Consider the following 11,953-nt stretch of genomic DNA (forward strand, 5'->3'; position numbering starts at 1 on the left):
GGAGTCGGCCCGGCTGAGAGCGTGGATACGCTCAGGCGCTGCGCGATGCGGCGGAAGCCTGGCCGGCAAGTTCTGGTTTGGCCTCGTCTTCAGCGTTGAGATGCAGGGCCTCGGCGATCCGGCGGCGGGCGCGATTGACGCGGCTCTTGATGGTACCGACGGCACATCCGGAAATCTCGGCAGCTTCTTCGTAGGAGAAGCCCGCCGCGCCGACGAGAACCAGCGCTTCACGCTGATCGTCGGGGAGCTCCGAAAGGGCTTCCTGAAAGTCCCTCATGTCCATATGGCCGTATTGCTCGGGACTGGATGAGAGTTTGGCCGCGTAGGCGCCGTCGACGTCTTCCACCTCGCGCTTCTTCTTGCGGCGTTCGGAGAAGTAGGTGTTCCGAAGGATCGTGAAGAGCCAGGCCTTGAGGTTCGTTCCCTCCTGGAAGGAATCCAGATTGTTCCAGGCCTTGTACAGCGTCTCCTGCACAAGATCGTCGGCACGCTCGCGGTCGCCGCACAACGAAACACCAAAGGCTCGCAGGTTGCCGATTTGAGCCACGAGAGCATCCCGCAGGCCCGGTGATACGGTGTCGGGCAAGTCAATTCTCTCCGCTGTCGTCGAGATCCTTGAGAAGTCTCAGCAGGTGCTCGGGAACCGGTTCTTCGGCAACAGAATCGAACACGGCTCGAACCTGCCGGCCTATATGGGCTTGGAGGGCGGGTGACATACTTGCATCCGGCTTGGCCGCAGGCTCGAGAACCCCGTCGTCTTGCCGCTCGGCGCTGTTACTCGCGTCGACAGCCATGCGCCTTTGAGCCTTATCCTTGTCGTCTTCGGTCACAACGGTTCCTTATCCAGTACGATCAGCATGCCGATTGTAACCGAAAACCGCTGCATCTCTGCACCGTAAAAACCCACAATCCTTCAATAGGTTCCAGGGCCAAGCCCGTTTTGCGAAAGTTTCGGCGCAGCTTTCCGCGCGATCCGGAACGCACGCATTGTTTCTTTCGCCCCTCTATGTGAGACAATGGGGCTGCCGACTGACCACTATCTTTTGCTCTTGGGGGAGCACCGTTCCATGCAGCTGTCTCAGACCGTCGCGCCGCATCTGCCCTTGCTGAGGCGTTTTGCGCGTGCCCTTGCGGGCTCTCAGAGCGCGGGGGACGCCTATGTCGCGGCGACATTGCAGGTCCTGGCCGAGGATCCGTCCCTGTTCGACGCCAGTCTTGACCCCCGGGTCGCGCTGTACCGCACCTTTGTCAGCATGTGGAACTCCGTCGGGTTGAACCTGAGGACGGAGTTTTTCGACCGGGGGGACACGCCGGTCGACCGGCAGCTGGAGCAAATTACCCCGCTGGCCCGTCAAGCCTTTGTCCTGTGCTCGGTGGAAGGGTTTTCGCTCGAGGAGACGGCCGAGATCCTCAATACGACGCCCAGCAACGTCCAGGCTCTGCTCGACGACGCAGGGCGTGAGATTGCCGCGCAGGTGGCGACCGAGGTGCTGATCATCGAGGACGAGCCGATGATCGCCATGGATCTGGAAGCCATTGTCGAAGGGCTGGGGCACCAGGTAGCGGGTGTCGCCAGGACCCATTCCGAGGCGGTCGATGCCACCAAAAGCAAGACGCCGGGGCTGGTCCTTGCCGACATTCAGCTCGCGGACGGCAGTTCGGGGCTCGATGCGGTCAATGAGATGCTGGGCTCGTTCGAAGTGCCTGTGATCTTCATCACGGCCTACCCGGACCGGCTGCTGACGGGCGAGCGGCCCGAGCCGGCCTTCCTGATTACGAAGCCGTATCAGCCGGACACGGTCAAGGCCATCGTCTCCCAGGCTCTATTCTTCCAACAGCACGCTAGGCGCAAGAGCTGATCGCCGTGCGGCAAGTCCGCGAGCGGCGGCCCTAGATTTTGCCGAAGAACATCAGCAGAAGCAGCATGAGGATGATCACGGCGACTAGCCCGGACGGGAAGGCACCCCAGGCGCGGCTATAGGGCCAGGCCGGCAGGACCGCGAGAAAAACCGCGACCAGGATGATGAGGAGAATTGTTGGGCCCATTGTGCGTCTCTGAGCGTGGTTCTACGCGATGATTGTCCAGATCGGGCAGACCATAGACTATTCTCTGCTACGCGCTAGGCTTCCACACGCCACGGTTCGACACAGGGCTGGCGAAACTGGTTGCCAGTCTCCACGTTTTAGTTGCGAATGTGCCAGTCTCGGCGCGGGAGGGATTCGACGTGATCAACCCACATCCGATTCTTGTCGTGGAGGACGAGTTTCTCATTGCGCTCGACATCGTGGCTGCGCTCGAGAACGCCGGCCTGGCTGTAGTGGGTCCTGCGAGCACGGTCAGCGACGCGCTGACGGCGATCCAAACGGGTCCGATACGCGGCGCCTTGCTCGATGCGCATCTGGGGGGCGAGTCCGCAAGCCGGATCGCCGACGTCTTGACGTCGCGAGAGCTGCCCTTTGCTTTCGTCAGCGGCTATGGGCGCGAGAGCCTGCCACCCGCGCACAGTGCGGCCCCCTTGGTCCGAAAACCGTTCACGGACCAAGAAATTTTGGCTGCGGTCGCCGGGTTTTGACCGCAGGGCCGTGCAACAATTTGCGCGAGACGGCGTTTGCCGCATGCGCTCACGGCTTTCGGCGCGTTCGAAGGACAGGTGAGGTCGTAAATGTTGCTAACATGGGCGATTATCTTTGCGGTCGTGGCGCTCGTCGCCGGCGTGTTTGGCTTTGGCGGCGTCGCGTCGGCCGCGGCTGGGGTCGCGCGGGTCTTGTTTTTCATTTTCCTGCTCGTGTTCCTGGTCACGCTGATCGCAGCGCTCGTCTAGGCAACGCGCGCGCGGTGTGGGGCTCGTCATGAGCAGCGCACTCTCTATGGGGAATCTGCAGGCCTTTATGAGCCCCGCCGTCGGAACCCTCGCGACAGCGCTCGGGATTCTTTCCATCTGCGGGCTCTTGATCTATCTCTACCGGGCCAATCGGAAAGAGCAGGGTCGAGAGGCGGCACGCCAGCGCCTCGAAGCGCATCTCGACCAGCGTACGAAGGAGTTGGCGGACGCGGAGCGCCAGTTCGATGCCGAGCGGCAGGCAAGCGAACAGCAGCTGCGGCTCATGCTCCGCGAGCTCACGCACCGGTCCAAGAACCTTCTCGCTGTGGTCCAGGCGATTGCGCGCCAAACGGCGCGGCAGACGGCAAGCGTCGATGAGTTCCTCGACAGGTTTGGCGCGCGGCTCCACGCGATCGGTATGTCACATGATCTTCTCGTAGCGGACGATTGGCACGGCGCGTCCTTGCGTATGCTGGTGGAGCAGCAATTGGAGCGGCACATGAACGGACATAGGGACGGTTCAGGCGCCCGGGTCATGATCGAGGGCGAGGATGTCGTACTGAAACCTGAAGCGGTGCACAATCTCGGCATGGCGTTGCACGAGCTGACCGCGAATGCGGAGAAGTACGGCTCGCTGTCCAAGCCGGAAGGCGCGGTCCATGTGAGCTGGAAGGTGTGCGAGGACGAGAAGGCGCTCAAGCTTACTTGGGAAGAGCGCGGCGGCCCGGTGGTGCAGGAGCCCTCCAGATCCGGCTTCGGGCGTACGATGATCGAGGACATCGTGGGAAAGGCGCTCGCGGGCGAGGTTGCGCTGTCGTTTCCGGCGCAGGGCGTGCGCTGCGAGATCGTCATCCCAACGTCCCACATCACCTCGCGCGGCTAGGCGGCCTGCCTGGCGCGGTCCCTTGGCGCCTCCGCCGATAAAGCGCTCGTGATCGTCTGTGCGCGGAAGTTGAATTGAAGCTTCGCCGACAATCCATAGATTCAAGTCACGGTCGTTAACGCATCATGAGAGCCGCCGATGAGCACGAGAAGCCCCAATGGGGAAGGAGAGCCACAATGGTAACGCGACGACAGATTCTTCTCGGCACCGCAGGCGTTGCTGCCGCCACAGCCGGTGGCGTGGCCTTGCTGCGCGAGCAGAGCACCAAGGCAACCGCCGCTTCCGAGGGTACGTTCGAGATCACCAAAACGCCCGAGGAGTGGCGCAAACTTCTGACCCCGCAGGAATACGCTGTACTGCGCGATGCCGACACCGAGGCGCGCTGGACCAGCCCGCTTAACAAGGAAAAGCGCAAGGGAACATTTGCCTGCGCTGGGTGCGAGCTGCCGCTGTTCAAGTCCGAGACGAAGTTTGAGTCCGGCACGGGCTGGCCGAGCTTCTACGAGCCGATCGACGGCAACATCGGCAAGGCCAAGGATTTCAGCTGGGGCATGTTTCGCGACGAAGTGCATTGCCGCCGCTGCGGCGGACATCTCGGCCACGTCTTCAACGACGGGCCGAAGCCGACCGGCTTGCGCTACTGCATCAACGGCGTCGCGCTCAAGTTTATACCGGCCTAATTTTCCCCGGCCCTGACGTTTCGAGGTCCTCCCTGACGAACTCCGGCGTGGCTTCTACCGAAGCTACGCTGTTTTTTTTGTTGATTGAGTCGTCAGGGACCGGAACCAAGCGCGCGCCGGGAAGTTCAAATACCGTGGCGGGGTCAGTAATGCGTGTCCCGCTCGCCTTACGGGTATACGGGGGTGAGGGAGACGGTAACGGCTCCCCTCGCTCGTCCCGAATATCCTGGCGTGCCCGGTTGACGCTTACGCATCCCGCCACGCCCTATCGTGAAACAATCCTGGAAACACTGTCGGCTCTAGCCATGCCTGCTGGTATAAATCGATTCATCAACCTAGAATAGCATGGCGTCTTGAGACTCTAAAGCGATTGTGGCGGATTTCGTAGTTCCTTCATCGACGCCGACGGCAGGCAGGCAGTGCCGGCGCGCCCAAAGATGGCGGTCACTTTGGCGCGTCGGTAACTTGGCCGAACCACCACAAGCCGGTAGGATTGGTTCATCCACCTCATGGATCTGGAAGGCCGAAATGGTAAGTCGATTTGATGGGCTGGTGCCCATCCAGTTGCCAGTATGGGTCGCGCTCTGCATTCCACTGTTCATGGCCGGTTGCGAGGACAGCAAGACCGCTACCAAAGAAGCGTCGAAGCAGAAGGTGACAGTCGCCGAGGCGGTTGCCGCCGATATTCCGCTCACCCAAGAGTTCGTGGGGCAGACTGCGGCAGTGAAACTTGTCGATGTCCGCGCGAAGGTTCAAGGCTATCTAATGGAGCGACCGTTCACAGAAGGCTCCGATGTCAAAAAGGGCGACACCCTCTTCGTGATCGACCAGCGGCCCTTTCGAGCTGCAGTGGATCAGAACAAGGCGGATCTTAAACAGAATCGGGGTCGTTTGGACTTCGCGCAGGAGCAGCTCAAGCGATACGAGAAATTGAAGGACGAGGGAACGGCATCAGTCCAAAAGTATGAATCCACTCGTGCCGAAGCCATCGAGGCTGCCGGCGAGCTGGCCGCCAGTCAAGCGGCGCTGCAGAACGCCGAACTCAACCTGGATTATGCCACCATCACCGCGCCAATCGATGGCCGCGTGGGCAACACCCTGGTCAATGTCGGTAATCTGGTGAGTGTCGAAGATACCTTGCTCACCACGCTCGTTCAGCTTGACCCCATCTATGTCTATTTTAGCCCGAGCGAGGCGGCGTACCAGAAGATGGTGCCGTTCGAGGCCAAAGGTCCGTTGAAGGTTGCGATGGTATTGTCGTCGGGCGAGACCTTCCCCCACCAAGGCGTCGTAGACTTCGTTGACAATCGGGTCGATCCAAACACCGGGACGCTCAAGATGCGGGCGGTCATCCCGAACCCAGACCAGACCCAACGGCCCGGTCAATTCGTTACGGCGAAAGTCACGCTTGCGGATAAACACGCGGTCGTGTTGATCCCAGCGAAGGCCGTGGCCCAAGACGAAGGCGGGCACTACGTCTATGTGGTCGAAAAGGACAATACGGTGCACCAACAAGGCGTGACGGTCGGGTCCGAATACAAGGCGAGCTACGTTATCGAAAAGGGCGTCAAGCCGGGCGATCGGGTCGTCGTTACGGGGCTCCAAAAGGTCCATGGGGGCGCCCAAGTCGAGGTCGTGAAGTCGTGGGACAAGACCTCAGTGGGCAGCAAGTCCTCCGAAAAGACGGATACGGACAAAACGGATGCCTGGAAGTCGGATGCCGGCAACAAGGACGTGGCGCCAAAGGACAACAAGACTAAAGCTTCGCAAGGCTAGGAGCCTTCTGGACTGAACGGACGGTTCAGGCCTCGGACGGCTGAGCGTGTCGGCTCCGGAAGCGTTCAATCAGCACGTAGAACACCGGGACGACGAACAGGCTCAATATGGTTGCGGCAAACATGCCGCCAAACACTGCTGTTCCGAGCGACTGCCGGGCGCTTGCGCCAGCGCCAGAGCTGAACACCAGAGGTGTCACGCCAAGAATAAAGGCGAATGCGGTCATGAGGATCGGCCGCAACCGGATGCGGGCCGCTTCGGTCGCGGCCTTTTCGACGGACAAGCCTTCCTTGCGGCGGCGGCGAGCAAATTCCACGATGAGAATGGCGTTCTTGCTCGCCAACCCGATGAGCATGACGAGGCCGATCTGGCAGTACAGGTCGTTGCTCAAACCACGCAAAGCCTGCGCTCCGAGCGCGCCGAGCATGGCGAGCGGCACCGCCAGAATCACGATGAACGGCATGGACCAGCTTTCGTATTGCGCCGCGAGACATAAGAACACCATGGCAAGCGCGAGAGCGAAGATATAAGGCAAGACGTTGCCGGCCTTGATCTCCTGGTAGGCGCTGCCCGTCCATTCGTATCCCATCGTGTTGGGCAGGACCTCCGCCGCAACCTCCTCCATGGCCTGGATGGCTTGATGGGAGCTATAGCCCGGCGCATGCGAACCATTGATCGGAGCCGACCTGAAGAGGTTGTAATGGCTGATATTGCGGGCGCTCACCTCGGCATGCAGGCTCACGAGGCCGGTCAACGGGATCATCTCGCCACGTATGTTTCTGACAAAGATTTTTGAAATGTCCGTGGTCAATGAGCGGGCGTCTTTATCCGCTTGCAGATAGACGCGATAGACGCGGCCGAATTTGTTGAAGTCGTTCACGTAGTAGCCGCCGAGATAGACTTGGAGCGCGGTAAAGACTTGATTGAGAGATGCGCCTTCGCTGAGGACCTTGTTTCGATCGACATCGATCCGGTAGCCTGGCGTTTGTGCGGAGAACGTGGTGAACAAGCCTTGGAGTTCCGGGCGCTTGGACGCTTCGGCAATAAAGCTGTTGGTGATGCGTTCAAGATCTGTCAGAGACTGGCCCGTATAATCCTGCAACTCGAACTGGAATCCGCCGGTGGCGCTGAGGCCGGGGATCGCCGGCGGGTTGACGGCGTCCGCCTCTGCTTCCGCGAACTTGGCGAACTTGGCGTTCAGGGTCGGAAGGATATGGGTCAAGAGTTGTTCGTCGGCGGCCTTGCGTTCTGACCACGGCTTGAGAATAGCAAACATCGAGGCTGCGTTCGGTGCCGAATTGGAGTTGAGAAGGCTGAACCCGCCAAAGGCGATGACATGCGCCACCCCGGGGGTCTCCATCAGTGTTTTCTCGATCTGGTCTACGACCGTTTGAGTGCGCTGAAGAGATGTGCCTTCAGGCGTCTGAAGCAGAACGATGAAGTAGCCCTGATCTTCGGGTGGGACGAAGCCTGTTGGCACCGTCTTGAAGAGATAGCCCGTGCCAAACAGCGCCACGATGAAGAAGCCGACGACCAACACCCAACGCCGTATGAGCACGCTCACGAGCCGCTCGTAGCCCTCATTGAGATGTGCGAAGCCCTTGTCGAACCACGCGAACAGCGGATGTTTTTTCTTGCCGCCGTCTTTCAGCAGAACGGCGCACAGGGCCGGGCTCAAGGTCAGCGAGTTGAAGGCTGAGATCGCAACGGCGAAGGCGATCGTGAGGGCAAACTGTTTGTAGAGTCCGCCTGTGATCCCGGGCGTAAACGCAACCGGGACAAAGACGGCCATGAGAACCAGGGAGGTTGCGACGATGGGCCCCGTGACTTGCTTCATGGCATCGTTGGCAGCCTGATGGACTTCGATCGCTTTGCTCTCAAGATTTCGCGCAACGTTCTCGACAACCACAATGGCGTCGTCGACGACTAGACCGACGGCAAGTACCATCCCGAACAGCGTCAACGTATTAATCGAGAAGCCAACAGCAAGTAGCGCCGCCAGCGTTCCCACGAGGCACACCGGGATCGTAATCACCGGGATGAGCGTCGAGCGGAAGCCGTGCAGGAACATGAAGATGACGAAGACGACCAACGCAATCGCGAAGCCAAGCGTGGTCAAGACCTCTTTGATCGACGCCCGTACGAAGCGCGTCGTGTCATAGATAACTTCGTATTCCAGGCCCTCGGGAAACCGCTCGGACAGCCGCGCCATTTCCGCTTTAACCTGATGTGCCAGTTCGATGGCGTTGGCATCGGGGAGCTGGAAAATGCCGAACGGCAGGGCAGGCTGCCCGTCGACATTGGCCGTCTCGTCATAGAGTTCGGCCCCGAGCTCCACACGGCCAATGTCTTTGATCCGCACGATCCTTCCGTCGGAGTCGGCACGGACGATGATGTTGCCAAACTCTTCAGCCGTCTGCAGGCGCCCCAGCGTGGACAAGGTGAATTGGAAAACCTGCCCCTTCGGCGCCGGCTGTTGTCCGAGCGAGCCGGCAGCGACGACTTGGTTCTGGTCCGATACGGCGGTCGTCACATCCTCAGCAGTCACGCCGAGGCTCGCCATTTTTTCGGGATCCAGCCAAATCCGCATCGCGAATGTGCGCTCCCCGAACATTTGCACTTCCCCAACTCCGGGAATACGCTTCATGACGTCGAGGATGTGGATCGTGATGTAGTTGCTGATGAACAGCGTGTCGTAGCGCCCATCAGGCGAATACAGATTGGGTGCAATCGTGATGTCGCTCGACTGCTTCGTCACGGTAACTCCGGCCTGAACCACTTCGTCAGGCAGCTGGGAAGAAGCGATTTCAACATTGTTTTGAACATCGACGGCGGCGATATCGAGATTGTACCCGGTCTCAAATGTGATGGTGATCGTCGAAGTTCCGTCATCGGCACTCACCGAAGACATGTAGACCATGCCTTCGACACCGTTAATCTGTTCTTCGAGAGGTGTCGTGACGCTGTCTTCGACGGCTTGGGCGTTGGCGCCGGTAAAGGTTGCCGAGACGACAACTGTTGGCGGGGCAATGGAGGGGTACTGACCGACCGGTAGGAACGGCATTGAAACCGCGCCGAGCAGCACGATCACGATCGCAAGGACGCTCGCGAATATCGGCCGTTCGATGAAAAAACCGCTAAACACTTTGCGCCCCCGGTTGCGCCTTTGAGCGCTGCCGACAGTCTCCGAACCCTCGGAATCATACCTTGAGTGAACACGGCCGTCTGATGAAAAGTGGGTCCGCCGAACACGATTGCGCCAGGATCACGTTGTGCGGCCTAAGCTCGTTGTAAGCCAACAAAGAGGCTGTTTCGGCGGCCTTCAATCACCGGTGTCACCCCGGCTTGTTTGCCGGATGATCTTCTGCTTTAGGGTCTGCGTGTCCGCTCGTGGTTTCGATCACATGAAGGCGCTTGACCATAAGCTCGTCAATTTCCACCTCCCCGAGGTAAAGCTTCTGCGCTTCCGCCCGTCGTACGCTTAAGCGGCCGATGGCAAGTGCGCCGATGGCAATTGCACCAACAGCAAAGGCACCAACAGCAAAGGCACCAACAGCAATTCCGCCTGAGTCAATGCCCGGCACATGTACGGGCGGCAACTCAAGATCACGTCGTTTGCCGATCAGCATCGTCATCGTTCACGACCTCCTAGGTGGTGACCCGGCCTGCGTACTTATGCAAACCGCGCCTCGGCGGTGCCCAAACAATACCCGGCAGGGACGTGATTCTCTCTAAGCGCGGCTCTGCCATTAGGCTCCTGCGGGCGTCGCAATGGCTTTGACGGGGATCAAGCCAGTTGCCGGTCACGCGCTATATCGTCGTCTGTCATGTGGAAGCCCCTCTGTGCTTCCCCCGCGCAGGGCTGAGAATAGCTTGCTGCATCGCATGTGAGTTAATCAATCCTCAATTCCAACACAGTGAAATGGTGGTAGTTGCGCCAAGTGAAGTGCAATTACCTAAGCCTTGGAGGTTCCGACGATGCACGCAAACGTTACGCCCGACCAGTTTGAGGTCCGAGATGGTGTGGTCGTACACAAACCGACCGAAGCAGAATTCATTCCGCATCCTGCGCGTGAAGATTCTGTCGTCGTGTGGACGGGGCAGATTGGCAAGAATCTGTCGAATGGAGCCGTCTATCAATATGCTGACGTATTGGCCGCTATGAAGACTTTTTGGCTGGAACGGTCGAAAAAGCCCGAAGGTTCACTCGCAGCATAGGCTGAGCATAGCCGCCCGAGAATTGCCACGCTTGCCGGTCTAAAGTGCGCACGAATCGAGCTACAGATTTGAGGGAACTAGCATTTGCTAGGGGGGAAAGCCTGGTCCGGGGGGACCGGGCTTTTTCTTTGCCTAAACTCTTCGGACAAGAAGAAGCCCCAGACGTGGGGGGCGAACCGGGGCTTCGGGGGTTCCTCTTGGGGGGAACCTTACTCATTGTCAGGTCTCGCAAGCCCCAAGAAAAGGTCGGTAGACAGGGCCACTCCACCCATTATGACAGTGTCACAGGGCTGATATAAATAGTGGGGTCTACCAATGCCCGTGTTAGATTTTGAGAAGCTGAAACTGGGAGGACAGCAATGTCTGAAGTGGTCGCCAAAACGCCTCTGCAATATCTCGACAAAGCAACCAATGCGATGCACAGCCTCGGCTTGATGCCAGAGAAAAGTGGCGAGGAACCGATCGCCGGACTGCTCGAAAAGATCACCGATCTCGATCCTGGACGGATTGCCGTCATCACGCGGACGCTCGATCAAATGAGCGTCTTTAACGAAATCGTCCGTGAGCAGCTCAGCCAAGTTAAGATCGGTGAACGCTACGACGACATTACACGAGGCTTTAACTCGATACGCGATGATACAAAGCGAATGGTTGACCAAATTTCGGACGACAAACTCGACGTCTTCGAGCGCGCGACGAACGTTTGGATGAAAATATCGCGCGGAGATATTGCAGCCCGCTTCGACAAGCTCAAAGAAATCTATCTTGAAGTATCGAGTGACACCAAGGATCAGATTCAGCGCGAGCAAGTGATAATGGAAGCTTATCGGGACTTTCGCGGTGCGTTAAAGCAGGCCGAAGTGTCAGCACTCGAAGTTCTCAAAAAGGCTGAAACCGAATTAGTTCAGGCCAAAGACAAGCTCAACGAGGCATCGAGGGCGGTCGAAAGCTATCAAGGGAAACATTCTGTCGAACGTGCCAAGCTAGAACTTGCCCGCGACGAGCTCTTACGCCGCATGCAGGATTCGGAAGGCCGCTACCAGATCGCCAAGGATCTCGCCGATAATCTTACCATCGGTTACAACACCTCCGAGGTCATTATGGCCCGCCTCATGCAGGCGACATCCGCCAAGGAGCGAGTGTACCAGCAATCGGTGTCTTTCTTCACCACCAACGACTCAGTCTTGACCGCGCTTAAAGCGTCATTCACAGGCATGTTTGGCCTGCATGAGGCCACCGAGACACTCAACGAAATGAAGGAAGGCGTATCGAAGTCGATTGAGGTCCTCTCTGAAATCGGCGGCAAGGTACAGGAAGAGGCGCTTAAAGCCGGCTATGGTCCGACTATCCGGGCCGACGCTGTAAAGAAGCTAGTGGATTCAGTAGTCAATTATCAGGAGAAATCAACCGAGATCATCGCCGAGATGCGAAAGCTTGCCACTCAGAATTCGGAGGAGATCCGAGAGGCCGTTGAAGACGGTAAGCGTCGTGTCGCAAGGCTGGCTGAAAAAGGCAATGCTTTGGTGATTGAGGAACAGCGCCAGGCAGAATCGGTCTCCGGCTAACATAGTCTT

At 58.8% G+C, this 11,953-nt stretch carries 13 protein-coding genes; 8 read left to right on the forward strand and 5 right to left on the reverse strand.

Features of this window, described 5'->3' with window-relative positions:
- Positions 1-31: 31 nt before the first annotated feature.
- Both WBQ77_RS03700 and WBQ77_RS03705 read right to left on the reverse strand, forming a co-directional pair.
- On the reverse strand, positions 32-586 hold the full coding sequence (locus WBQ77_RS03700) for a sigma-70 family RNA polymerase sigma factor (RefSeq protein WP_424041303.1): 555 nt from the start codon (positions 584-586) through the stop codon (positions 32-34).
- A gap of 1 nt (position 587) precedes the next feature.
- Positions 588-830 (reverse strand): NepR family anti-sigma factor, encoded by a 243-nt coding sequence (locus WBQ77_RS03705; protein ID WP_424058977.1) that lies wholly within the window; start codon positions 828-830, stop codon positions 588-590.
- 237 nt (positions 831-1,067) lie between these two features.
- Here WBQ77_RS03705 and WBQ77_RS03710 point away from each other — a divergent pair, with 237 nt between their 5' ends.
- Entirely contained in the window at positions 1,068-1,859 is a 792-nt protein-coding gene (locus tag WBQ77_RS03710; protein ID WP_424041306.1) for a response regulator, read from the forward strand.
- A gap of 31 nt (positions 1,860-1,890) precedes the next feature.
- On the opposite strand, the gene WBQ77_RS03715 is transcribed toward WBQ77_RS03710, so the two are convergent.
- On the reverse strand, positions 1,891-2,046 hold the full coding sequence (locus tag WBQ77_RS03715) for a DUF3309 family protein (RefSeq protein ID WP_424041308.1): 156 nt from the start codon (positions 2,044-2,046) through the stop codon (positions 1,891-1,893).
- Between the two features lie 179 nt (positions 2,047-2,225).
- Between WBQ77_RS03715 and WBQ77_RS03720 the strand changes: the two genes are divergently transcribed.
- The 5 genes from WBQ77_RS03720 (at position 2,226) to WBQ77_RS03740 (ending at position 6,161) form a co-directional block, all read left to right on the forward strand.
- The gene (locus WBQ77_RS03720) at positions 2,226-2,573 is read left to right on the forward strand and encodes a response regulator (protein ID WP_424041309.1); all 348 of its coding nucleotides are present in this window, start codon (positions 2,226-2,228) and stop codon (positions 2,571-2,573) included.
- Positions 2,574-2,663: 90 nt separating this feature from the next.
- On the forward strand, positions 2,664-2,822 hold the full coding sequence (locus tag WBQ77_RS03725) for a DUF1328 family protein (protein ID WP_424041310.1): 159 nt from the start codon (positions 2,664-2,666) through the stop codon (positions 2,820-2,822).
- Positions 2,823-2,850: 28 nt separating this feature from the next.
- Complete coding sequence (locus tag WBQ77_RS03730; protein ID WP_424041312.1) at positions 2,851-3,705, forward strand: sensor histidine kinase; 855 nt, start codon at positions 2,851-2,853, stop codon at positions 3,703-3,705.
- A gap of 176 nt (positions 3,706-3,881) precedes the next feature.
- Positions 3,882-4,385 carry a peptide-methionine (R)-S-oxide reductase MsrB gene (gene msrB, locus WBQ77_RS03735; protein ID WP_424041313.1) on the forward strand — a complete coding sequence of 168 codons (504 nt, stop codon included), beginning with the start codon at positions 3,882-3,884 and terminating at the stop codon, positions 4,383-4,385.
- Between the two features lie 528 nt (positions 4,386-4,913).
- The gene (locus WBQ77_RS03740; protein WP_424058979.1) at positions 4,914-6,161 is read left to right on the forward strand and encodes an efflux RND transporter periplasmic adaptor subunit; all 1,248 of its coding nucleotides are present in this window, start codon (positions 4,914-4,916) and stop codon (positions 6,159-6,161) included.
- 25 nt (positions 6,162-6,186) lie between these two features.
- Here the strand turns inward: WBQ77_RS03740 and WBQ77_RS03745 are convergent, their stop codons facing one another.
- Positions 6,187-9,306 (reverse strand): efflux RND transporter permease subunit, encoded by a 3,120-nt coding sequence (locus WBQ77_RS03745; protein WP_424041316.1) that lies wholly within the window; start codon positions 9,304-9,306, stop codon positions 6,187-6,189.
- A gap of 190 nt (positions 9,307-9,496) precedes the next feature.
- Positions 9,497-9,796, reverse strand: a complete 300-nt coding sequence (locus WBQ77_RS03750) for a hypothetical protein (RefSeq protein ID WP_424041318.1) — start codon at positions 9,794-9,796, stop codon at positions 9,497-9,499.
- 343 nt (positions 9,797-10,139) lie between these two features.
- Between WBQ77_RS03750 and WBQ77_RS03755 the strand changes: the two genes are divergently transcribed.
- Positions 10,140-10,379: a hypothetical protein gene (locus WBQ77_RS03755; RefSeq protein ID WP_424041319.1), complete on the forward strand. Its 240-nt coding sequence runs from the start codon at positions 10,140-10,142 to the stop codon at positions 10,377-10,379.
- A gap of 359 nt (positions 10,380-10,738) precedes the next feature.
- Positions 10,739-11,944: a cell surface protein gene (locus WBQ77_RS03760; protein ID WP_424041519.1), complete on the forward strand. Its 1,206-nt coding sequence runs from the start codon at positions 10,739-10,741 to the stop codon at positions 11,942-11,944.
- The last annotated feature ends 9 nt before the right edge of the window (positions 11,945-11,953 follow it).

It is taken from the genome of Methyloceanibacter sp. (assembly GCF_049590335.1).
Classification (GTDB): Bacteria; Pseudomonadota; Alphaproteobacteria; order Rhizobiales; family Methyloligellaceae; genus Methyloceanibacter.